Genomic DNA, 24,110 nt, shown 5'->3' on the forward strand with positions numbered 1-24,110 from the left:
GGCTCTTTTCCAAAGTGACCCGCTGTAAGAGCGGAACCAATAGCAGCCGTTACCCAAATAACGGATATGTACTCGGTCTGATCCAGCATCCCAACCAACCCTGAGGCCGCCATCGGGAGCAAGTCGAACCGTCGCACCGCCCCTCCCACATTGGATATCACTGATCTTTTAACTCACGCCACATGTGGATCTTGTCGAAATACTCCTCACCTACCCGCACCGCCAACGGCTCCAAGCCGTACTGAATGAAGCCGCAACGCTGGTACAGCGCAAACGCTGCCTCATTCCCGGCAGTGACAGTCAGTTGGATCAGTTCCAGCCGCGGGTGCCTACGGGCCTCCTCCAGCGCGGCCTCTACCAGTTGCCGGCCCAAGCCTCGCTGTTGATAAGCCGCGCTCACATACATGCCGAATAATGTCGCCTTGTGCCACGCCTTCTCCCGCGGTTCGAACGCCAGACCGACGATACCCGCCAATTGGTCGCCCTCGAATGCGCCAAGCAGGTGATCCAGCGCGCTGCTCACGCGTTTTTCCCACCAACTGAGGGGCATCGCGGCGCGCTCGGCAACACTGGAGGTAAACGCCTGGGGATAAGCGCCATAAGCCTCAAGCATCAACGCCCGATACGCCAGGGCATCGCTAGCCTGCAGCGGGCGAATCATCATGCGCTGAGCAAGGAAGCACGATAATGCGGCAGGATGAACTCACGCGTCAGCGGCGCCAACTCCAGGCCGCCGTCGCCCATGGGGTCGATCCAGCATATTTCTTCTATTTCAGCCGCCGGTTCGACCGCCACGTCGATATGCAGCTGGTACATATCGGCCTGCACCATAAAACCCGGCTCGTTTGCGGCCCGGCTCGAGAATTGGCCGAGGTACACGGCCTCTTGCGGATTGATGTGCAGGTTCAGCTCTTCGTGCAGCTCACGAGCCAACGCCTGGAGCGGGGTTTCGTCAGCGTCGATCTTGCCGCCAGGCTGCATGAAGGCCCGGGTGCCGCGCTTGCGTACCAGCAGGGTTTGGCCGTCTTTATCGATCAGGACGGCGGCGGCGATGCGGATAGTTGAATGGCTCATGAAGGAATCGAGGTCTCGTCCGGTTGTTTGATGAATATGCTGTATTTGGCACCCTCCATGGCTTCGAAGGCAATCAGCTTGTCTACCAGCGGCAGGTTCAACACCTTGCCGGCGTTGAGCAGCAACATGCCGTTGTCGGCATTGAGGTTGCGGGCCAGCACCATCCCGGCTTCAAGTTCGCGGGTAGTGAGGACTTTGACCGTGGGGTCGCCCAGGGTCACGTCACTGAGGAAAGTCGCGCAGGCCAGCACAAAGTCTTCCACCAGCGTCGGGTCATACAAACGCCCGGCGTATTTGCGGATATACAGCAGCGCTTCGTCGCTGTTCAGGTGCCGCTCCAGGATCAAGCCCTTTTGCAGCTCGATGAAATCCACCGCCAGCTTCAACAACCGCGCCCCCGCCGGAATGGCCTCGCCCTTGAGGTGGTCGGGAAACCCCGAGCCGTCCCACCGTTCCTGATGATGACGAATGATCCGCGCTGCATCCTTCATCGGCTCCAGGGTCATCAACAGTGATTCGCTTTGCGTCGGGTACTCGCGATACTGCGCGCGGTCGGTGCTGTGCAGCTTGTCCGCCGGCGACACCATCATGCTGTCGCTCCAGCTCAGCTTGCCGATGTTGTACAGCGCGGCGGCCATGGTCAGGTCGCGGGTGCTGGCTTCGTCCAGGGACTGGGCGGCACAGCACACGCGGATCAGCTCGATCAACGCGCGGTTGGTCTGCTTGTTCTTGGGCAAGCGCAGGTTGGCCAACAGCGAAAACACTTCAGTGCCGGTCACGTAGCTGCGCTTGAGCTCGTCATAGGCCAGGTCGAGCATATCGGCGGTCTGCTGCAACTCGGCGGTGCGCGCGGTCACGCGTTTTTCCAGGGTGGCGTTGAGCGCTTTGAGCTGCTCGTTCTGCTCGCGGGTCAGGTGTTGGAGCCGCTGGTGTTCGAGGCACTGCTGCAGCACCAGTATCAGCTCTGCGTCATTCCAGGGCTTGCTGATGTAGCGGTGGATCTGCCCATCATTGATTGCCTTGATGATGGTGTCATGGTCTGCGTAACCGGTGAGCAGGATGCGGCCGGTGGCGGGATACAGGCGGTGAACCTGCGCCAGAAGCGTGGCCCCGTCCATACCGGGCATACGCGCATCGCTCATCACCAAATCCACGGGCCGACTGGCCATGATCTCCAGCGCCTGGGTGCCGCTGGTGGCCAATAACACCTCGTAAGGCTGGCCGCGCAGCAAGCGGCGCAGGCTATTGAGGATCGATTCTTCATCGTCAACCAGCAAAACGGCAGACTTCGTAGCGAGTTGTTCATCCATGGTGACTCTGCCTTCAAATTGAACGAAGTTAAGCTAGATTGACGCGGGGGCGTGCCGTACCGGCTCCCGGCGCACAGCGCTGTTGATTTGACGCCAAGTGGCCGTCGATATCAAGGAGTTCGACTATGCTGTCACTGCCAGTTGGCACCGAGCTACGCAGTCCAGCCAGGGAAGGAATCGCTATGCAATCAAATCTTTTGCCTAGGCCAGACGCGCCATGAACACCCAAGGTGAACGGGCCAACCGTCGCATCCTCATCGTCGATGACACCGCCTCGATCCATCAGGACTTTCGCAAGATCCTCTGCGCCGATGAAGACGGCAAGCCCTCCCTCGACACCCTGGAGTCGACCCTGTTCGGTACCACTGCACCGTTGCGCCAAGCGTTCGAGCTGGATTCCGCCTACCAGGGTCAGGAAGCGCTGGCGCTGGTGAACAAGGCGCTGGCGGACAACGCCCCCTACGCCATGGTGTTTATCGACATGCGCATGCCGCCCGGCTGGGACGGGCTGCAAACCATCGAACAGCTATGGAACGTCGACCCCAACCTGCAAATCGCCCTGTGCACCGCCTACTCCGACTATTCCTTTGAGGCCATCGAAGCGCGACTGAAATACAGCGATCAGTTGCTGATCCTGAAAAAACCTTTCGACCCCTTGGAAATCCGCCAGATGGCCAGCGCACTGACCTGGAAATGGCAACTGGCCCAGGACGTGGCCCACAAGGTGCTCGGCCTGGAACGCATCATTGAAGAACGCGTGCAGGAACTGCTCAAGGTCTCGCACCTGTTGCAATACGATGCCCTCACCGAGTTGCCCAACAGCACGTTACTCGGCGACCGGCTGACCCAGGCCATCGCCCTGGGCCGGCGGCATGACTCGCAACTGGCGGTGATGTTTATCGGGCTGGACCGCTTCAAACGCATCAACAACGCCCTCGGCTATCCGGTGGGCGATGAAGTGCTGCAGCACGTCAGTCGCAGCCTGGTGGCGACGGTACGCGCTTCGGATTCAACGTTTCGCTACGGCGCCGATGAGTTCGTGATCCTGCTCAACGATATCCAGCACCCTCAGCAAACCCAACACATTGCGCAAAAACTGCTCAGCGCCGTCAGCGCAACGCGTCATATTGCGGGGCACGACCTGAACGTCACCGCAAGCCTGGGTATCAGCATTTACCCCAATGACAGTACCAATGCGGTGCAACTGATCAAGCACGCCGAAACCGCCATGCGCACCAGCAAGGAACGTGGCCCCAACGACTTCAGCTTTTACACCGAAGACATGAACCGCCGCGCCCAGCACCAGCAAAACCTGGAGAGCGCGATGCGCCAGGCCCTGGAACGCCATGAGTTCGTCCTGCATTACCAGCCCAAGCTGGATCTGGCGTCCGGGCGGATCGTCGGCGCCGAGGCGTTGACCCGCTGGTTTGAACCGCAGTCAGGCTGGATCAGCCCGGCGCAGTTCATTCCGGTGGCCGAAGACAGCGGGCTGATCGTGCGCCTGACCCAGTGGGTGTTGCGCCAGGCCTGCGAGCAAGCCCAAGCCTGGCGGGATCTGGGCCTGGCGCCGCTGCGCATGTCGGTGAACATCTCGGCGATCGACTTTCGCCAACGGGACTTCGTCGACAACCTGGCCGCCATCCTCAAGCAAACCGGCCTGCCGCCCGCCCAGCTGGAGCTGGAAATCACCGAAAGCGTGCTGATGCAGAATGTCGACGAGACCGTAGATACCCTGCGCAGAATCAAGGCCATGGGCGTGCGTCTGGCGCTGGACGATTTCGGCACCGGCTATTCGAGTCTGAGCTACCTGCGGCGCTTTCCCATCGATGTGCTGAAAATCGACCAGTCCTTCGTGCGCGGCCTCAGCGTAAATAACCAGGACGAACAACTGATCAGCGCTATCATCGGCATGGGCAAGAGCCTGGAGCTGAACATCATTGCCGAAGGCGTGGAAACCGTCGAGCAACTCAATTTCCTCAAGGCCCACAAGTGTGAAGAGGGCCAGGGTTTCCTCTTCAGCAAGGCGTTGCCCCCCAAGGATTTCGTGCAGTTGCTGCAAGCGGGTTGCGCGACACTGATGCCCCATCCATAGCCCTAGGCCTGCAAGGAGTGCTCGCTTGAGCAACGTTTCAACTACCCGATTCAGCCTTGTGCTCGCGTTTTGCCTGTGCACCGGCGCAGCACTCGCAGCCGCACCGCTGGACGAAGCCCTAAAGCCGTTGCCGAGTGTTCCCCTACAGGATCCGGCCAAGGTTGAGCTGGGCCGTCGGCTGTTCAATGATCCACGCTTATCGGCCAATAACAGCTTGTCCTGCGCCAGCTGCCATCACCTGGAAACCGGCGGCGCCGACAACAAACCTTTCTCCCTTGGCCTGGATGGCAAGCCGGTGCCACTCAATACGCCCACCGTGTTCAATGCCAGCCTGAACTTCAAGCAATTCTGGGATGGTCGGGTCGACACTCTTCAAGCGCAGATCGAGCACGCGGTCATCAGCCCGGTGGAAATGGGCAGCGACTGGAAAGCCGTGGAATACAACCTGTCCGCCCACCCTGATTACCAGCGCGCCTTCGCGCAGGTGTATGCCGATGGCGTCAGTGCCGCCAACGTGCAGGATGCGCTGGTGAGTTACGAGCGCACGCTGCTGACGCCCAACTCGCGCTTCGACCAGTACCTGCTGGGCAACACCGAGATACTGACGATCAAGGAAAAATACGGCTACCAGCGTTTCAAGGAGTACGGCTGTATTGCCTGCCATCAGGGCGTGAATATCGGCGGCAATATGTTGCAGAAATTCGGCGTGATGGACGATTACTTCAAGGCACGAGGCAACCCGGTCGAATCGGACCTGGGCCGCTACCTGCTGACCGGCGACGAAGAGGACCGCCACGTGTTCAAGGTGCCCAGCCTGCGCAATGTGGCCGTCACCGCACCTTACTTCCACGACGCCTCGGCCAAGACGCTTGAAGAGGCGGTTGACGTGATGTTCAAGTATCAGTTGGGGCGCAATCCTTCTCAGGAAGACAAGGAGCTGATTATCCAGTTTCTCAGAACCTTGACCGGCGAATGGGCGGGCAAGCCGCTATGAGACGTTTCTCGCGCCGTCGTGCCAGCCAGATGCTGCTGGGCCTGATAGCCTTGTTATTGGCCTCTACACTGGTGTTTTTGTACCTCAAATCTTCCCGCGACCAAACAGCCACTTATACCCAGTCCCGGGACCTGATCCGCCAGCTTCAGCAACTCAATGCCCAATGGGACAGTGAAGTGCTCAAGGCCCGGATCGCGATTACCCACAACTACGATCCGCTGGTCACGCCCCTCTCGGACATGACCCGTATCTGGTCTGAACTACAAGGCCGCGACACCTACCACAACCCTGCCGACCTGCCGAGTTGGCAAGCCAGCCAGGCAGCGTATGTGGCCGCCATCCAGGAAAAAGCCCGACTGGTGGATCAGTTCAAGTCCCACAACGCCGTGTTGCGCAACTCGCTGGCGTTTTTGCCGACCGCCGAAGACGACATTCAAGCCCAATTCAACCAGATTGACGATCAAGGCCGGCTGCAACTGCAAGGCGTGGCCACCGACACTTACGACCTGCTGCTCAGCAGCCTGGAGTTTGCCCAGGTCACCAGCGATGAACGCGCCGCCGATATCCTGGTGGGCCTGGGCAAACTGGCGATCAACAAACAGAGCCTGCCCAGTGAGTTCCAGGCGCCGGTGGAGATCCTCAGCAACCATATTTCGCTGATCCTGCGCGAGCAGCCGCTGGTCAACAGCCTCCTCGAACGCATTGCCGCCTTGCCGGTGGCCGAGCGCCTCGATGACCTGACCACCCACCTCAATCAGGACCAGCAGACCGCGGACCTCGTTGACCATCAATATCATCGCTACCTGCTGATCTTCTCGACGCTGCTGGTGGTGCTGTTGCTCTACCTGGCGGTGCGTCTGCTGCGCAGTTTCGCCGAGATCAACCGCGTCAACCGCGCCTTGCAATCGGCCAATGAAACCCTGGAGCAACGGGTGGAACGGCGCACCCAACAACTCAAGGATGCCCAGAGCGAACTGCTGGACAGCGCCCGCCAGGCAGGCATGGCAGAGATCGCCACCAACGTGCTGCACAACGTCGGCAACGTGCTCAACAGCGTGAATATTTCTGCCGAGCTGGTCAGCCGTAAACTGCGCGGCAGCAAAGCGCTGGGCCTGGGCAAAGCGATGCAATTGATCAACGCACACCAGGGCGACCTGGGCACCTTTTTCACCGAAGATGCAAAGGGCAAATTGCTGCCCGGCTACCTCAACCAACTGGTGGAAGCGATCGCCGTGGAGCAACAGGGCATGAGCGATGAGCTGGCGCAACTGAGCAAAAGCATCGATCACATCAAGGACATCGTCTCGACCCAGCAATCCTATGCCGGCGCCGCCACATTGCTGGAGCCGATCAATATCGGCGCCTTGATGGACGATGCCCTGCGCATGAACGCCGGCGCGCTGAGCCGTCACCACGTCACTGTGGTCAAGGAGTACGCACAGGTACCGCAGATCCTCGGCGACAAGCATCGCCTGCTGCTGATCATGGTCAACCTGATCAGCAACGCCAAGTACGCCATGTCCAACCTTTCCGAGAGGCCACGGCAAATCACGCTGAAGGTCGAGGCCCAGGGTGAAGATACCTTGAAGATCAGTGTGAAGGACGATGGCGAAGGCATACCCCCCGAGAACATGACACGGATCTTCACCCATGGTTTTACCACGCGCAAAGAAGGCCATGGCTTCGGCCTGCACAGCTGCGCCCTGGCCGCGGTGCAAATGCACGGCCAGCTCAGTGCTCACAGCGACGGGCCGGGCCTCGGCGCGGTATTCACCTTGACCATTCCCCTGACCCTTGCCGGAAGCAGCTCATGAACCAACCTCCCAACCGGCGCGTCCTGCTGATCGATGACACACCGTCCATTCATGAGGATTTTCGCAAGATCCTGATGCCGGATACTGCGCCCAACCAGGCGCTGGATGACATGGAGTCGGCACTGTTTGGTGACGCGGCCAAGCCCCAGGCCCAGGCGTTCGAACTGCATTCGGCCTATGGCGGCGAAGAGGGCCTGGGCTTGCTCACCAGCGCCATGGCGCAGCAGCGTCCTTATGCACTGGCGTTCGTTGACATGCGCATGCCCCAAGGCTGGGACGGCGCGAAGACGATCGAGGCGTTATGGCAGGTCGCACCCGAGTTGCAAGTGGTGGTGTGCACCGCGTACTCGGATTACTCCTGGGAAGACCTGCTGTTGCGCCTGCAGGCCCATGACCGTTTGCTGATCCTGAAAAAACCGTTCGACAATATTGAAGTGCAACAAATGGCCAATACCTTGGCCAATAAATGGGACATGGCCCGGCGTGCGTCGCTGCAAACATCTCTGCTGGAACAACTGGTTGAAGAACGCACCCAGGCGCTGCAATTGGAAATCAACGAGCGCAAGCATCTGGAAAGCCAACTGGTGCAGTCGGAAAAGCTCGCCTCCCTTGGGCAGCTCGCCGCCGGCGTCGCCCATGAAATCAACAACCCGGTGGGGTTTATTTCCTCCAACCTCAGCACGCTCGACAGCTACTTCACGCAGCTGCAACAGATGCTCGACGCCTATCAACGCAGTGAGGAACACCTCGCGGCGCCAGAACAGCGGGATCAGCTAAAGGTTTTGCGCACCGACCTGGAACTGGATTTCCTCAAGGAAGACATACCGATCCTGATCCGCGAATCCAAGGAAGGGATTGGCCGTGTCGTGCAGATCGTCAAAGACCTGAAGAACTTCTCACGCGTGGATAACGACCAGACCTGGCAACTGGCTGACCTGCAGCAAGGCATCGATTCGACCCTGAACATCGTCGCCAGCGAACTCAAGTACAAGGCCGACGTGGTCAAGCACTACACGCCCCTGCCGGACATCGAATGCCTGGCCTCGCAGCTCAATCAGGTAGTGATGAACCTGGTGATCAATGCGGCCCAGGCCATGGGGCCCCAGCGTGGCACCATTACCATCAGCAACGGCGTGGAAGGCGAGAATATCTGGCTGGAAGTGGCCGATAACGGCTGCGGAATTGCCCCTGAAAGCTTACAGAAGATTTTCGACCCGTTCTTTACCACCAAGCCTGTGGGCGAAGGGACTGGACTGGGATTGTCACTGTCCTACGGCATCATCAAGAAACACGGCGGGGATATCTCCGTCAGCAGCGAACTGGGCAGGGGCACGACATTTCGCGTGGTGTTGCCGATTCGCCAGACGGCGGCGTAGGGCACGCCGCCGAATCATCCTCACGCGTCGGCTTTTTTCGGGGTCGACCCAAACGAGGCAAAGCGCTTGTTGAAGCCGGCAATGCGGCCTTCGGCTTGGGTCTTGCGCTGTTGGCCGGTGTAGACCGGGTGCGAAGCACTTGAAACATCCAACGGGATATAGGGATAGGTGTTGCCGTCGCTGTGTGTGTGGGTGCGGTCGCTGTCGGCAGTGGAGCCGATGAGGAAGTACACGTCGGCGGCGGTGTCGTGGAACAGTACGGTGCGGTAGTCAGGGTGGATACCAGCTTTCATAAGGCCTCCGGGGCGTTTGGGTGCATTAGACGTGTTATACAGTAACACTAAAAACACCTGCAAACGAGAACCGGTTGCAATAATACCAGCAGGAAAATTTCTAGCCGTTTCCTGGAAGTCCCTTTCCAGGAAATCGAGCTAATCCATGATTGAGCTCATCGTTTCAAACCAATCCGACTCAACTGCCGGTCGCCCCGAGTTTTGACTTAACCAAATCAGGCGTGGCTTCGTTGTGCTTCACTGCGTTGACATAGCCTTTAACGACCCCCACCAAATTCCCCCTCGCAGCACTGAAAAGTGCCTGGTCAAAACCATCAGCCCGAGTTTTATCGAACCCCTTCTTGGCCCCCTTCACAGCCTCCGCCAACCCCGCATTTGAATCGCTGATGCCCAGGAGAATATTGCTCAGCCCCGGGATAAACCAGGTTCTCTTGCCGATCTCACCGGAAACATGCTGCAGGTTATCTTTGTTGGTGCCACCCTGGGTGACATGGCGGTCGTTGGTATTGTCCAAGCGATGATGGTGCCGCAGGGCTGAATAACCTTGCTCTGTAAAGTCCTTCCACATGCCTGCCGGTGTGCCGTGACGTGCATCGCCGCTACGGGTGATGCCTTCAAGGTCGCCATTGTCATGGGCTTTGCCTCGGTGTTCGCCTGTAGCCGATAAAGACGTATCGATATAGTTAAGCACCCGCGCAGCGTTGAATGCGGCATCCGCTCGTGACTCAGGGTCTTTATTGTTACTCGTCCAATCACCCAGAAGTTTGTAAGCCAATGGACGATTAATATCTTTTTGATGGCCGAGGTTTTTGAGGATCGGATTGTCGTTGACGATTTCGTCCGCAGTGCGGGTATCACCCGGTGGACGGCCAGTGGAGATTTCCGGCTTGCGACTCACATTCCGCTCAGGTTTCTCGATACCTTCCATTCGTTGATGTTCTTGGGCGACTTGCTCTCGTTGGGAGCCGGTTAATTGGCTCTTATCCCAGTTGGGAATGATCGGGATATAAATCGAGGCATGATGAGTATTGTTCGATGCCGATATCGATATAGACATAGGTAAGTCTCTTGCTCTGTTGTTATACATTCCTTCTGAGTAACAGCGTCCTTAGTCTTACATTCGATGAATGGTGATTGGGCGGTCATAAGTTCCTCTATGAGGCTGATAGCTTTTTTTGTCTGGACTGATGCATAGACGCACAAATACGCGACTGAGCGATCAATCCTTGTCCGTGCTTAATCCAGAGGTGCAGAATGGGTGATCGACCTGAAGAGTCCGAACCCAAGGAAACCGTATGAGCCTGTCCTTGTTAAGCCGCTACGCCTTCTTTGCTGTGTGCGTCATTTTCACCCTCGCCAGCCTGCCCTTTATCGAACACGAATGGTTGTGGCCCATTACTCTGGTCACCGGCATCCTCAGCCTGATCGGCATTTTCGACCTGCTGCAAAGCCCCCACGCGGTGCGCCGCAACTACCCGATCCTGGGCAATATCCGTTATCTGGTAGAAGGCATCCGCCCGGAAATCCGCCAATACCTGCTCGAATCCGACAGCGACGCCCTGCCCTTCTCTCGGGCCCAGCGTTCGCTGGTGTATTCGCGCGCCAAGAACGAAACCGCAGACAAGCCCTTCGGCACCTTGATCGATGTATACCAGTCGGGCTTCGAATTTATCGGCCACTCCATGCGCCCGGCACCGTTGAGCGACCCCAGCGCATTTCGCGTAATGGTCGGCGGCCCGCAGTGCACACAACCGTACTCGGCGTCGGTGTTCAACATCTCGGCCATGAGCTTCGGCTCGTTGAGCGCCAACGCGATTCGCGCCCTCAACCAAGGCGCCAAGCTCGGCAACTTTGCCCACGACACCGGTGAAGGCAGCATCAGCCCCTACCACCGTGAAAACGGTGGCGACCTGACCTGGGAACTGGGCAGCGGCTACTTCGGCTGCCGCACCAGCGACGGCCGTTTCGACCCGGAACGCTTTGCCGCGCAGGCGCAAAACCCGCAGGTGCGCATGATTGAAATCAAGATGAGCCAGGGTGCCAAGCCCGGCCATGGCGGGATCCTGCCCAAGCACAAGGTCACCCAGGAAATCGCCGACACCCGCGGCATCATGATGGGCGAAGACTGCATCTCGCCGTCACGCCACAGCGCGTTTTCCACGCCCATCGAACTGATGCAATTCATCGCCCAATTGCGTGAACTGTCCGGCGGCAAACCCGTGGGTTTCAAGTTCTGTCTGGGCCACCCGTGGGAATTCATGGGCATCGCCAAGGCCATGCTCGAAACCGGCATCCTCCCCGACTTTATAGTGGTCGATGGCAAGGAAGGTGGCACCGGCGCAGCCCCCGTGGAGTTCACCGACCATATCGGCGTGCCGCTGCGTGAGGGTTTGCTGTTTGTGCACAACACCCTGGTGGGCCTGAACCTGCGCGACAAAATCAAACTCGGCGCAAGCGGCAAGATTGTCAGTGCGTTCGATATCGCCAGCGTCCTGGCCATCGGCGCCGACTGGGCCAACTCGGCACGTGGCTTCATGTTCGCCATTGGCTGCATCCAGTCCCAGTCATGCCACACCAACAAATGCCCGACCGGCGTGGCCACGCAAGACCCACTGCGCCAACGTGCCTTGGTCGTGCCGGACAAGGCCCAGCGTGTGTTCAACTTCCACCGCAACACGCTGCACGCCCTGGCCGAAATGCTTGCCGCCGCGGGCCTGGATCATCCGTCGCAGTTGTCGGCCAAGCACTTGGTGCGACGCATGTCGGCAACAGAGATCAAACTGTTCTCGCAGCTGCATGTGTTCTTGAAGCCCGGCGAATTGCTCACGGGAGACGTGAACGGCGAGTTCTATTCGCGCATGTGGCAGATGGCGCGAGCAGACAGTTTTGAGCCGCATGAAACCGCTGCTGCCTGACGGACGCTTACCATGTTGAAAGTCATCGCTGAAGACTTTATCAAGCCAGAGCACCTGGAAACCGTGCGCCCGTGGTACGCCGAACTGGTGGAAAAAACCCGCCAGGAACCGCTGTGCGTTGCCTACGATCTGTTTGTCGATCAAAAAGACCCAGGGCATTTTATCTTTATCGAACAATGGCCTGATCAGGCGGCGCTGGATGCGCACTGCCAGACCGAGCACTTCAAACGGTTGGTGCCGCAGATCAACGCGTATCAGGCCAAGCCGTGCCGGGTCTTGCTGATGGACCCTGTCTGAAAACAGACCCGCACTGTCAACTCTGACAGTAGATGATTCTGCTCGGATGCAAAATACTTGAAGGCATACACCCTGCCCATGGACGGCGCAACCATGCCTTTAAGTTTAGCCTCATTACTACTCGTCTCCCTCCCGCTAGTGGCCGTAGCCCAGAATGATCCGGTCGAAGACCTACTAGCGAAAATGAGCCTTGAAGAAAAAATCGGCCAGCTCAGCCAACTCAGTATCCAGAGCACGCCTACCGGCCCCGTCATTGATCAAGGCGAACAGACGCAGATGCCAGTGGCCCTCGTGGGCTCGGTACTGGGGGCCAGCAGCGCGCAAGCTACCCGTCAGTTGCAGGAGCAGGTGGTTAACGGTTCCCGGCTGCATATCCCCTTGTTATTCGCTTATGACGTCGTGCACGGTTTTCGTACAGTGTTCCCGGTCCCCCTGGCGCTAGCCTCAGCCTGGGACCCGGACTTGGCCCAACGAACCGCTCGCGTGGCGGCCGTTGAGGCCACCGCCAGTGGCGTGCATTGGACCTTTGCGCCCATGGTCGATATTAGCCGTGACCCGCGTTGGGGCCGCGTGGTGGAAGGTGCTGGCGAAGATCCGTTCCTTGGCTCTGCATTGGCCGCCGCACTTGTGCACGGGTTCCAGGGTGCAGGTGCACCTGACATCTCATCCATGCTCGCTACGGCAAAACACTTCGTCGCCTACGGGGCTGCCGAAGGCGGTCGAGACTACAACGTCGCCGATCTGTCGGAGCGGACACTGAGAGAGGTTTACTTGCCTCCCTTCCAGGCAGCCGTCGCGGCCGGCGTCGATGCAATCATGCCGTCGTTCAACGAGCTGGCCGGCGTTCCCATGCACAGCCATACCGCCCTGCTGACCGGTCTGTTGCGCAAGCAGTGGGGGTTCGCCGGCTTGCTGGTCAGTGATTTCAATGCTGTCTGGGAACTGGGGCCACAAGGTATCGCCGGCACACCAACCGACACCGCACGGCTGGCGTTCAATGCCGGGGTGGATATCGAGATGGCCAGTCAATCCTATCGCCTGCACCTGCCGACACTGGTGCGCAACGGCCAGGTGTCGCGTAAAAACCTGGATGACGCTGTGCGTCGCGTCCTCAAAGCCAAGCAGCGCCTGGGACTGTTCGATGATCCCTACCGGTACAGCGACGAAGCCCGCGAGCAGGCCAGCCAGCTAACGCCACAGCACCGTGCCCTGGCTCGAGAATCGGCACAGAAATCTATCGTCTTACTAAAAAACAACGACGCGCTGCTGCCGCTCTCCAAACAACCGGGCAAGGTCCTGGTGGTCGGCAGCCTCGCTTCGGACGCCAGCGCCACCATCGGCCCTTGGGCCGGGGCCGCCAACCCCGAAGACTCCGTCACGGTCTTGCAAGGCCTGCGCAATGCGGTAGCCCCTGGCACCGAGATTACTTACCTGCCCGGCGCTTCGCCCGTCAGCCCGCACCTCCAGGACATCACGCGGGTCGAAACAATCGCGCGTGACAGCGACCTGATAATCGCCGTACTCGGAGAAACCGCAGAACAGAGCGGCGAAGCCCATAGCCGCGCCGAACTCGGTCTACCGGGCGGGCAAAATGCGCTACTAAACTCATTACTGGAGACAGGGAAACCCTTGGTCATCGTCCTCATGAACGGCCGCCCCCTAGTGCTCGATGCTTCAGTGCAACAAGCCCATGCATTGCTCGAAACCTGGTTTTTGGGCAGCGAAACCGGAAATGCCGTGGCCGATGTGCTGTTTGGTGACGTCAACCCCAGCGGCAAGCTGCCAATGACCTTCCCTCGCCATGTGGGGCAGATACCCATTTACTACGCGCATAAAAATACAGGCCGCCCACCCAGCGGTGATGGCAGTTACGCATCCGCCTATATCGATGTGCCCTGGACACCGCTCTATCCATTTGGCTTCGGCCTGAGCTACACCTCGTTCAGCTACTCCTCCCCTCGCCTTAGTCACACTCGACTGGCGTCCACACAAACGCTGGGGGTTGAGGTCACCGTCACCAACACCGGCAAACGGGCAGGCGATGAAATCGTCCAGTTATACCTGCGCGATGACGTTGCCAGCGTCACCCGCCCAGTGCGCCGACTACGGGGTTTTCGCAAAATTCATTTGGCACCGGGCGAAAGTCGCAGCGTCAGTTTCTCCCTGGGCCAACAGGACTTTGCCTTGCTCGACGAGCATTTTTCACCGAAGGTCGAAGCTGGCGGTTTTACCGTCTTCGTCGGGCCGGATTCGACTACTGCCAACCAGGCGAATTTTGAGGTGAGCGATACGCGTCAGTTGCCTATCCGAGGCCAATCAGTCCCACCGGCGGTGCCAAACTGAATATGCCCACAGGTTGTTTCCTTACCCTCTCATCACTCACCGACAGCGCTCTTGGGACTGTGCTTGCTCGCCACTACAAATCACATAGAGCGCAAGCACATTATCTCCGGCAGCCTTACTCCAGAGGAGGCGCCAATCTGCAGGAATACGAGCTGCATCTGATTCAAATGCATGGTCAAAAGCCAACCACCATACTCGTTGCGCGCTCTTCAATGTTTGCAGGTTATCGAGATAAATTTCATCACTAAACTTCATTAAGGGCGCGTGAAAATCATTAAAGCCAGGACGGCCTGAGCGACCTTCCTTGAGCGGTGGCGTGTAAAACAGTACCGTTACTGACTTCCCGCTATAATATTCAGCGGCATAAAACAGGTAGACATCGCTTGCGGCTAAGATGTCACCAGCGGCGACACCACTATTAAAATCTGCCATTAGTTCAGCCACCCTATTATCCGCCACACGCGACGGGTTATTCATCGTATGAAAACCATTATAATTATTCCTCAACCCTGCAATTTCCAAACAAACACACATCCCTAAAACCACAGAAAAGACTAATTTATTTTTTATTCCCACTAGAGCAATAGCGATAACCATCGGCAACATCAGCGCAGCAAAAAACAGGTAGCGTTCAACAAATAGTGGGGTCCACAAAGATATTCCAATTGCCCCCAACAAGGTCGAAAACAGACATAGCACCATCAATAGACCAAATTTATGATGACTGCTATCCCCTCGCACCACCACTCCCCCCAAAAAAACTATGATTATCGGCAACAACCAATAAACTAATGAACTATACGTCAACCCATCATTCAGGGTGATAAATCGCCAGAACGCAGACGGCAGACTATAAACCGTCACCGGTTGAATCCAGCCCAGCGTTCCCTTGGCGATATGTTTCGTTAATGAGGGTACCCACGGCATGTAAAGCAATACGATCGCTATATTCGCCATCCACCAATCGAGGCGAAAAACGTAGCGCTGTCCTCCAAAAATACGGCAGCGTACTAGAAGGAGATATAACCAGTGGGACCCGACACAAAATATGGAAAAATAATGAGTATAAAATGCGGCCACTACGGCCAATACATAAACAATCAAATAACGTGCTCGCTCTGGATTACGCACCCAGTAAACCAAGGCCAGCGTGGCACTCGTCAGCTCCACGCCCAACAGACTATACATCCGGACGTCCTGACTATAACGTACAGCTATTGGCAAAAGTGCTAATAACAAACCGGCAACAATTGCGGCTCGCCCATTAGAAACCAAGCGCACCAACCAGATCCCCAATGCTACATTCAAGACCCCTAATGAAGCACTTAGACCACGCATCCAGACCAACTCATCCCCCCCCACCAACATGATCCATCCATGCAAGATCAAATGATAAAGTGGCGGATGAACGTCAAATCCGCTCAACAACCAAATATCCGACAACGAGCATGTAGCCAAAATCAAGCTAAACCCTTCATCTGACCAAATAGAGGCGTCCGTAAGATGATAAAACCGAACCAACCCAGCGACACACAGAACCGTAAACAGAAGCAATGCCCTGTACGTTATATTGCCTACATATTGCACACTCGCACTAGCGGATTTCATGGTTCCGTTCCCGTTGCACTGACGCATCCTGAAAGTTCAAACTGCGCACGGTATTTTTGACCACATACCGCGGCCGATGCTTCGCCTCTATATAAATCCGCCCTATATATTCCCCCAATATCCCAATCCCAATCAGTTGCACCCCGCCCAAAAACAAAATCGCAGTCATCAACGACGGATACCCCGGCACGTCATTGCCAAACAACACCTTGTCCACAATCAAAAACCCGGCATACACCAACGCCAATAACGAAATTGCGCCGCCGATATAACTCCACAACCGCAACGGCAAGGTACTGAACGAGGTAATCCCGTCCAGCGCCAGGTTCCACAGTTTCCAGCCGTTGAACTTGCTCTGCCCCGCAGCTCTGGGAGCACGATCGTATTCAACGATGGCCACCGTGAACCCCGCCCACGACAGCACGCCTTTCATGAACAGTTGCTGTTCCGGCAGCGCCTTGATCACGTCCACGACCTTGCGGTCCATCAACCGGAAGTCACCGACGTTTTCTTCGATATGGGTATAGGCGATAAGGTTGAGCAAACGGTAGAACAGCGACGCGGTGTTACGCTTGAGGTAACCGTCGCTGGAGCGGTCGCGCCGTTTGGCCAGCACCATATCGGCGCCCCGCTGCCACTCGGCGATCAGCCGTGGGACGACGTCCACCGGGTCCTGCAGGTCCACATCCATCGGTACCACCGCGTCGCCCGTGGCGTATTCCAGCCCGGCGAACAAGGCAGCTTCCTTACCGAAATTGCGTGAGAAGTTGATCAGCATTACGTCGTGATCAACCAACGCCAGCGTCTCGGCGGCTTCGGCAGTACCGTCGGTGCTGCCATCGTTGATAAATACGATTTCAACGGTGTGGGCCTGCAACGACGGTTCTTGCCGAACCGCACGGTAGAAATCGGCCACCGTCTGTTCCTCGTTGAACACCGGTACCACCAACGAGATCTTCATTGGCCACGCTCGCGAAACACCACCCACCGTGACAGCAGAAAACCGCACAGCAGGCTGACCAGTGAAAACACCAGCACAGTGATAAGCCCTGGCATGTGCAAATGATCACCCAGCCAACCTACCCCCAGGCTTAGCACTCCCATGCACGTCATGAACAGCAGGTAGCGGCCCAGGGAAACCGGCATGTCAAAGGTGAACAAGGCATTCACATAAAACGAGAAGGATGCCGCCACACAGAATGCCAGAAGATTGCTCAGCGCCTGGCTGAACTCAAACCCTGCCCGCAGCATAAAAAACAGCTGCCAATGGATCACCGTATTGGCGACACCGATCACTGTGTAACGAGTGAAACCTTTCCATAGCCGGGCCATACCGTCGTCCTTTGCGGTTGCGTGTTAGCAAGCCACGGCGCGCCTTTTGCGTCTACTGTCAAGGTTGACAGGTGCCCTTCCCTACAACTGAGACATTCAGTAATATCCAACCTTTGCAATTGCTTACAAATACCGCCAACCTGCGCCCGCTCGACGTGCGGCGTACGACAACGCGCGCGCTCACCTATCGTCATTCAACTACTTGTTCAAGAGCCCGCTGCCATGCTGAACGGACGCGACCCGCGCATCGATTTTTTTCGGGGCCTGGCGTTGATCTTCATTTTCTGGGATCACGTCCCCCACAACCCTCTTGGCCTGATCACTCTGCGCAACTTCGGCTTCAGCGACGCGGCGGAGGTCTTCGTGTTTCTCGCCGGGTTCGCCTCGGTGCTGGCCTACGGCAAGGTCATGCAGCGAGAAGGTTATTGGATGGCCTGCCTGAAAATCCTGCGCCGCACCTGGGTGTTGTATGTGGTGCATATTTTCCTGCTGGCCATGCTGATGGGTATCGTGTTCTTCGCCAACAACCATGTAGAAACTCGCGACCTGGTGACGGAGATGGGCCTGACGCACTTCGTCACCCACCCGCAACAGGCACTGACCGACGAACTGCTGTTGCGCTTCAAGCCCAACCTGATGGATCCGTTGCCGTTGTACATCGTCTTGCTGGCTGGTTTGTCCGTGGTGCTGCCGCTGATGGTGCGCGCGCCCTGGGCCGTGGTGAGTGTCTCGCTGGTGGTATACCTGATGGCGCCGTGGATGGGCTGGAACCTGCGCGCCATTGCCGATGGCGTGTGGTATTTCAACCCTGTTACCTGGCAATTGCTGTTTGTGCTGGGGGGCGCCGCGGCGATTTACAGCCAGAGGCCCAGAGCCCCGGAGGCGCGGCCCTTGCTGCGCCAACCGCGGTTTGTCGCGGCGCTGGTATATGTGCTGGTCGCCGGTGTGATCACACTGTCGTGGTTCTGGCCTGAGGTTCATGACGCGGTGATGCCCGCAACCGTCAGCAACTGGCTGTACCCGATCAGCAAGACTGACCTGTCGCCGGTACGTTTGCTGCACTTCCTGGCCCTGGCCTATGTCACCGCCAAACTGTTGCCGGGCAGCACGTGGACACAAAACTGGCCAGCACAGCAAACCTGCCGGATGGGGCGTTATTCGCTGGAAGTGTTCTGCCTGGGCGTACTGCTGGCGCCATTGGCGGATATGGTCAATGCCCTGGCCGGTGATGCCTTCTCCATGCAGATTTTCACTGCGTTGGTGGGCGCTGGCGTGATGGCCCTGCTGGCCGCTTGGCTGGAGTTCAACAAGCGTCTGGCCCACCCCAAGCAGGCCAGCCCCGCCTGAAGGCCCTCGCCATGCCCGAACGGGGCATGGCGTTCGGCAATGTGCCTCTCGGATCAGGGCAAATCGCTGGTTGGACTCACAGGTAGCTCTTTTCGACGTCCCAATTGTGCAATCAGGTAGGCGACAGAGTCGGCGTTGTTAAGCACCGTAATGATGCGTTTAAGCGGATCGGTTCGGAACATTCGCCGGGCATCGCTGAGGGTTTGCGTACCCGTAGCGGCGAGCAGCCTGTTAAAAACAGGCTCCGTTGACGTGCCCAGGCTCGGATCAGACTTGAGACCGGTGGCGATGTCCACAACCTGAAACAGCTCCTGAACCGGCGTAGTGAGCGACAGTCTTGAAAGCTGGCGGTTTTCCAACACTGTCTTAGTGCTATTGCCGTCAGTGGTTTGAGGGTCAATCAAGTCATGGAAGGGATGGGTGGAGTGCACGTAAGCCAAGTCCAACGTAGCACACACATGATGAGTGATTTCGTGAATGAGGGTGGTCGCACGGGCATGGACATTGACGTAGAACGGCTTTATCAACAGATGACTGTATTTCAGTCCTGGGACGAAAAATGCCTCGGTCAAGTACACCAGTTGAAGGGGGTCGGGGACAATCGTAAAGGCCATCACCTTGTATACCCCCTGAAGTGCCGGCATCCGCGAGCGGCCAATGACAAATCGCGTTGAGTTCGGCGAGGCCAGGGAAGGCTCCATCAGCGCGCTGCACACCTTGTCGACGACCTCCTGAATTTTTTCAAGGTGTTCGGCCTCAAGTGTCTGCAAACCAAAAAACGTTTTGATCTGTTTGACGAGCTCAGGTGCAGCAAGGGGCGTTTGTGCGAGCAGGCGCAAGTTTTCCTGGGCGTTCTTTGTATAAAACGTGGCCAATGCCAGTGCTTCGGTAATCATCAACGATTCCTGAGCGTATAGCGCTCGAATCTCGCGCATCCCGCTGGCCAATATATTCATGCTGGGGCGCGCAAATGGCTCGGAGTAGAAGCGATTGGTCAGTCGCGCAATGGCTCGTCGCCCCGTCAGCAATGGGTCAGTGCTACTGAGCATCCACTGTTGTCGAGGGTTGCGCTGTACCTCAGGACCGACTTCGCCATCACCGATGATGCGCCAACCCTGGCCATGCTTGATGACTTCGAACACCTTCCCTGCCACCGCCGCGTAGTAATGGTTGGAGGCCGACCGGTAAAGGTTGAGTGAGGTGTCTTTGATCAGGCTGGCCAAGCTCGGCTCAAGGACTTCGAAACGCTGGAGCCGGGTGCGGGAAGCAGCGGTAATGTCCAGCGCGGGCCAGGACACCACAGAGGTCGCAGGTGTGGAAGGCGGCGGGATAGGCTCGGGTGCCGGGGGCATGCCGCCCTCTGATACGGGAGGCATGGAATCGCTCAAACCGGCCAGCAAGGCGACACCACTGATGAAATGCCCCAGTGCCTCATGCCACTGGTGGCTTTGCAGCTCCTCGGCAGAAGCCTTGAACAGTTTATAGCTCTGCCAGACCACCAGGGGGTAGGCCAGTTTGCCGGCAAAAAATACAGTGGCCGCCTGCACGCCCTCAGAGAACACGGCCTTGGCCGTATCCCAGGCAGTGCCTGCATCAGCGGCTTTTTGGCAGCCCAGCAGCGTTGTCAGCAGCTCGACATTGTCGGTGAACAGCTGTTTGAACAGCGGCGTGTTGATGGGGTTGCTTGCCAGCTGCAGGGTGGTGCTGGCCAGGGGTTGCTCCAGTGCGCTTGTCAGTGCCGCTTGGTCAACGGCCGGGACCCCCAGCCGAACCCAACGCTGTAAGGCGCCGGCGGCTGTCAACTCAGCACGGAGTGCGGCCTCAACGGTATATTCCTTGAGGGTGTAGCCTGGACTATAGGGGGCATAAAGGATTTGAGGCCCCTCGTCACCGGAGGCGGAGCCGATCAAATAAGCCCCGGGAATCTTGATGGTTTTCTTCCCGTCATCCACCAGCAGTTCCAGAGGGCGGATCATGGCGTTGGCATTCACTACTGTCGCACGGGCGATCGCATCGGGCATATCCATGATCTGTTGAATGAGCCCGAAGGCCGTCGGTGAAAGCTGGTCTTGCAACCTCATGCCGTGAGCGTATTGCATCAATTGCCACGGCAGTTGCTTGGCGAATCGCGTATAGCGTTGCTCAAAGTCCGGGCTGGCTGGGCCCAGGAAGGACTTGATGTACGTTTGGTAAGCCGCGTTGATGTTCAACGCCTGTATCCGCGTTTTCAGCGTCTGCGCATCCAGGGTGGATGGCAACGGAGTTGTACCGGTGCTGGCGAAGAAGGGCACCTCATCCTTCCAATACGACTGATGACTCAAGGCGTAGTCCAGCAGGGACTGATTGCGGGCAGGCGTAGTGCCCTGCGCCGGTAGCCCGACTTCGATTTCATCAGGTGTGACGCTGTCCTGATCGTCAAGGTCCTTGAGTAACGTGCTGAGTTTCTTGAGCGTGAACTGAGCCAGTGAGTCGATCCCGTGCAGGTAATCCTGATGGTCGGTGACGTTGTTTCGATACTGCTCCAGCAATTCGACGTACAGCTGTTGATCCACAGCATGGGCTTTGCCCAACCATTGCAAACCCTGTTGCTGGATCATGGCCTGGACCATGTCCTTGGCACGCTGCACGTTGGTGGGCGCCAGGCTTTGTGTGGCTTGAACCTGCCAGAGCTTACGCAACTGATCGACCGATAGCTGCATGGACAGGATTTGCGCCAGTTCACGGTCTTTTTGTTGAGCGTAGGTTCGTTGCAAGTGCTCAACGAGGTTGTCTTCGATCAGTTCAAGGGAACTGAATGCATAGCTCGGTTGTGCCTCCCAGTCCGGTGGCGCCAGGTTCGCCAGGAAAGCCTGTCGCTCGTTCGGGATTGCCAGGCGTCGATCCATCTCTGCTTTGAAGTCATTCAATGAGGAGAAGCTTTCCAGGCCCAACGCGGGCGTCCACAGCAGCGTGCGGCCCGAATATCGAAGATCAAGCCCGCCGCGCTCGGTCAGCACGAAACAGTTATTGAGTACCAGCGGGGTATTCTGCCCAGTCGGTACGACCTGCAAAGAAAACGCATCAGGGCGGAACCCATTGACGCCAGGGCGTAAGTCTCTGGCGTAAATACCTAACACGGTCAAAAGCACTTCGTAGTCGAGGGGCAATAAAGCGTTGTTCCAAAGCCTGACTTGCACTTCCCCTGTCAAGCCCATCTCCATTGCCTTTCTCAGCAAGGGCTGCATGTTGGGGGACACGCTGTGGGTTCTACGCAGGTACTGTTTAAACCCACCGACTGCACTGTTGATCAGCGTATTGAAGGTAGCGGCGTCCATACCTGAGACCTTGGTGGCGGGTTTGCCAGGAGGGGTTGAATAGACGTGAGTGTTAAGCGGATCGATGAGTGGACCCACTTCGCCACATAAGCGCGCCAGAAAATAGTTGACCATACTGCTCGATGAGAGCAGTTGAGGTTTGTCAGTGCCATTTGAAGGGTTGCTGTATTGGCGTACCGAGAGGCACGCGGCCTGCAACTCTTGCTGCTTGATAGCGTACAGTTTGGTATTGAGATAGGTGATAACGGAACGCTCCAGCGAGGGGCGAAACGATAGGTGTTGTTCGATTTCGGCAGTGACGTTTTCGAGTAAATGCACCGTTGTGCGCATTGCAGCAAGCGTTGGTGGAATCCTGGGTTCAGTCACCGTCGCCGTCCAGGTCTCTGTCAACTGGGTACTCCAACGCCCCATGGGTTCGAAGGTCAGTAATGTTGGATCAATCATTCCACGTACATCCAGCACATGATCAACCAGGGCATCGAGGTCCATCGTGCCCTGGCTCAGGCGATACTGATCGAGGGCGTATTCAAGGTTGCGACCTTGTTTTTCAATGATGCCCTCCATGATGCGTTGGAAAATAACCCCGGTGATGGGGCCTTTGGTGACTTCGCAGGCCAGCAGGTCGACTTCGTTATAGCGTTCCGGCCTGGACAGATGCTTTCTCCAGGCATCGGCATGCTGCCGGGGGTTGAGACTATCGAGAAGGTGGGTTTTCAGGGCGCTCAGATCGGTAAACGATCGCAGGCCCTGGAGGGGGGTATAGAGCAGCCAGGGCGAGCCATTGTCGCTTTTGTTACTACTGATGATAAGTGTGCCTGCCAGCTCGGCGGGGGTCTGTTCGGGCTCAATCAGCAGTGCCTTTTCAACATCGATCGCAGGAGCAAGCGTTGTCGCAGGCAGCGCAGCCTTGAGCGGCAAGGCCTGTAGTTGCAGACGCTGCTCAACCGTAATCGTAGTTTGCTGTTGTTGCTCCAGCGCCACCGTGAAAAAGGCATTGGCCATGGCGTTGGTAAAAAGTTGTAGCCGTGAGAACCCAGCGGCGGCCGGCAGCGTCCAAAATGTCTTGGGCTGTTGCTTCATATATGCTTTCAAGCCCTGGGCCAATCCCTGGACTGATACGTCCCAACGCAACTGATCATCAGCTTCCTGAGTAGGCTGCTGGGGGTTGTGGTAGCGCCGGGTTTCACCCACAGGCCAGCCATTGGCGACAAAATACCTGAGGACAGTTTCGCTCAAGGAGCGGGTGGTCGTGTGTCGGGACGTTGGCGAATCAGAATTGCCTGATTCGCTGGATGCGTCGATGACATAACTCTGCACTTGGATTTGGCGCTGATCGCCCCCCGTAAAAGACTGCGCCAACTTAGAGGAAATGTATTCATCCAGCAGAGAAGTGAAACTGGGCAGCTTGAGCAGCTCCTCGCGCATCAAACGAGCATTTTCGAGCAGGTTATTGGAGAGGGTCGCATGTTGTGCTTCGAAGACAGCGCCAGCCACGGTATGTTCGGTAATCGTCAGGGTTGCAGTAGGCGTCAGGGTGACTTGCTGGGAGATGGAAAGGTAATCAAGCAACGCTTGGCGCTGCGACGAGTCTTTGAGCCACGACTTCAGTTGCGTCTTGAGGATTTCATGGCTTTCCAGCTTTTCCAGACCACGAGCGGGTGTATAGAGAACAACCCCGCCTTCTGGGGCGGGGCTCATGACGAATGCACCCGCCAATTCAATAGCCGGTTGACCAAGCACATTCAGTTGCAGGGTTTGGACGTGCATCGGCGCTTTGTGCGCCCGCCGCAAAGCATCGGTGGCCAGATAGACCGAGTCGAACCAGTCAAGGTCCTTGAGGGTAAAGTTGCGTGAGCGTTGGCGCTCGCTTAGCTGCGTGCGATCTGTTTGGGTTTCGCTGAAAAAATACGGTGGGGTGTCAGTGCTCATCGAGTGCTCTCCGTGCCGGATTGGCTGCTGAAGATCACTCTGGCGTTTCAAGTTTCAGCCGAGGGGCTACAT

17 protein-coding genes are annotated in these 24,110 nt (G+C 57.4%); 8 read left to right on the plus strand and 9 right to left on the minus strand.

What is annotated here, in order from left to right; all coding sequences use genetic code 11:
- Nucleotides 1-157: 157 nt before the first annotated feature.
- From FW800_RS17370 to FW800_RS17380, 3 genes are read right to left on the minus strand one after another with little or no spacing between them, the layout of a single operon-like run.
- Nucleotides 158-664 carry a GNAT family N-acetyltransferase gene (locus FW800_RS17370; RefSeq protein WP_032877554.1) on the minus strand — a complete coding sequence of 169 codons (507 nt, stop codon included), beginning with the start codon at nt 662-664 and terminating at the stop codon, nt 158-160.
- Nucleotides 661-1,074 carry an NUDIX hydrolase gene (locus FW800_RS17375; RefSeq protein ID WP_005785212.1) on the minus strand — a complete coding sequence of 138 codons (414 nt, stop codon included), beginning with the start codon at nt 1,072-1,074 and terminating at the stop codon, nt 661-663. The genes FW800_RS17370 and FW800_RS17375 overlap by 4 nt, the downstream gene beginning before the upstream one ends.
- Entirely contained in the window at nt 1,071-2,384 is a 1,314-nt protein-coding gene (locus tag FW800_RS17380; RefSeq protein WP_103733403.1) for an HD domain-containing phosphohydrolase, read from the minus strand. The genes FW800_RS17375 and FW800_RS17380 overlap by 4 nt, the downstream gene beginning before the upstream one ends.
- A 217-nt stretch (nt 2,385-2,601) precedes the next feature.
- Between FW800_RS17380 and FW800_RS17385 the strand changes: the two genes are divergently transcribed.
- Genes FW800_RS17385 through FW800_RS17400 form a run of 4 tightly spaced genes read left to right on the plus strand, consistent with a single transcriptional unit; the run spans nt 2,602 to nt 8,660 of the window.
- A complete protein-coding gene (locus tag FW800_RS17385) occupies nt 2,602-4,476 on the plus strand; it encodes a putative bifunctional diguanylate cyclase/phosphodiesterase (RefSeq protein ID WP_103733402.1) in 1,875 nt (624 codons plus the stop codon).
- 25 nt (nt 4,477-4,501) lie between these two features.
- On the plus strand, nt 4,502-5,470 hold the full coding sequence (locus FW800_RS17390; RefSeq protein ID WP_446438105.1) for a cytochrome-c peroxidase: 969 nt from the start codon (nt 4,502-4,504) through the stop codon (nt 5,468-5,470).
- The gene (locus FW800_RS17395) at nt 5,467-7,284 is read left to right on the plus strand and encodes a DAHL domain-containing protein (RefSeq protein WP_446438106.1); all 1,818 of its coding nucleotides are present in this window, start codon (nt 5,467-5,469) and stop codon (nt 7,282-7,284) included. Before FW800_RS17390 ends, FW800_RS17395 begins: the two co-directional genes overlap by 4 nt.
- Nucleotides 7,281-8,660: an ATP-binding protein gene (locus tag FW800_RS17400; protein ID WP_248161185.1), complete on the plus strand. Its 1,380-nt coding sequence runs from the start codon at nt 7,281-7,283 to the stop codon at nt 8,658-8,660. Before FW800_RS17395 ends, FW800_RS17400 begins: the two co-directional genes overlap by 4 nt.
- 20 nt (nt 8,661-8,680) lie before the next feature.
- Here FW800_RS17400 and FW800_RS17405 read toward each other — a convergent pair whose 3' ends face one another.
- Both FW800_RS17405 and FW800_RS17410 read right to left on the minus strand, forming a co-directional pair.
- Nucleotides 8,681-8,953, minus strand: a complete 273-nt coding sequence (locus FW800_RS17405) for a type B 50S ribosomal protein L31 (protein ID WP_032877562.1) — start codon at nt 8,951-8,953, stop codon at nt 8,681-8,683.
- Between the two features lie 178 nt (nt 8,954-9,131).
- Nucleotides 9,132-10,010: a hypothetical protein gene (locus FW800_RS17410; RefSeq protein ID WP_446438107.1), complete on the minus strand. Its 879-nt coding sequence runs from the start codon at nt 10,008-10,010 to the stop codon at nt 9,132-9,134.
- Nucleotides 10,011-10,248: 238 nt separating this feature from the next.
- Between FW800_RS17410 and FW800_RS17415 the strand changes: the two genes are divergently transcribed.
- The 3 genes from FW800_RS17415 (at nt 10,249) to FW800_RS17425 (ending at nt 14,508) form a co-directional block, all read left to right on the plus strand.
- Nucleotides 10,249-11,868, plus strand: a complete 1,620-nt coding sequence (locus FW800_RS17415; RefSeq protein ID WP_005785200.1) for an FMN-binding glutamate synthase family protein — start codon at nt 10,249-10,251, stop codon at nt 11,866-11,868.
- Between the two features lie 12 nt (nt 11,869-11,880).
- On the plus strand, nt 11,881-12,165 hold the full coding sequence (locus FW800_RS17420) for a putative quinol monooxygenase (RefSeq protein WP_446438108.1): 285 nt from the start codon (nt 11,881-11,883) through the stop codon (nt 12,163-12,165).
- Between the two features lie 93 nt (nt 12,166-12,258).
- Nucleotides 12,259-14,508, plus strand: coding sequence for a glycoside hydrolase family 3 N-terminal domain-containing protein (locus tag FW800_RS17425; protein ID WP_446438109.1), 2,250 nt, complete (start codon nt 12,259-12,261; stop codon nt 14,506-14,508).
- A 36-nt stretch (nt 14,509-14,544) separates the two neighbouring features.
- Here the strand turns inward: FW800_RS17425 and FW800_RS17430 are convergent, their stop codons facing one another.
- Genes FW800_RS17430 through FW800_RS17440 form a run of 3 tightly spaced genes read right to left on the minus strand, consistent with a single transcriptional unit; the run spans nt 14,545 to nt 17,448 of the window.
- On the minus strand, nt 14,545-16,116 hold the full coding sequence (locus FW800_RS17430) for a glycosyltransferase family 39 protein (RefSeq protein WP_446438110.1): 1,572 nt from the start codon (nt 16,114-16,116) through the stop codon (nt 14,545-14,547).
- Nucleotides 16,103-17,077 (minus strand): glycosyltransferase family 2 protein, encoded by a 975-nt coding sequence (locus tag FW800_RS17435; protein WP_032877569.1) that lies wholly within the window; start codon nt 17,075-17,077, stop codon nt 16,103-16,105. The genes FW800_RS17430 and FW800_RS17435 overlap by 14 nt, the downstream gene beginning before the upstream one ends.
- Nucleotides 17,074-17,448 carry a GtrA family protein gene (locus tag FW800_RS17440; RefSeq protein WP_103733397.1) on the minus strand — a complete coding sequence of 125 codons (375 nt, stop codon included), beginning with the start codon at nt 17,446-17,448 and terminating at the stop codon, nt 17,074-17,076. Before FW800_RS17440 ends, FW800_RS17435 begins: the two co-directional genes overlap by 4 nt.
- Nucleotides 17,449-17,670: 222 nt before the next feature.
- On the opposite strand from FW800_RS17440, the gene FW800_RS17445 reads away from it, so the two are divergent.
- A complete protein-coding gene (locus tag FW800_RS17445; RefSeq protein ID WP_446438111.1) occupies nt 17,671-18,795 on the plus strand; it encodes an OpgC family protein in 1,125 nt (374 codons plus the stop codon).
- Nucleotides 18,796-18,848: 53 nt separating this feature from the next.
- On the opposite strand, the gene FW800_RS17450 is transcribed toward FW800_RS17445, so the two are convergent.
- Nucleotides 18,849-24,038, minus strand: a complete 5,190-nt coding sequence (locus FW800_RS17450) for a dermonecrotic toxin domain-containing protein (protein WP_446438112.1) — start codon at nt 24,036-24,038, stop codon at nt 18,849-18,851.
- Nucleotides 24,039-24,110 lie beyond the last annotated feature (72 nt).

Source organism: Pseudomonas sp. 910_23 (assembly GCF_052850795.1).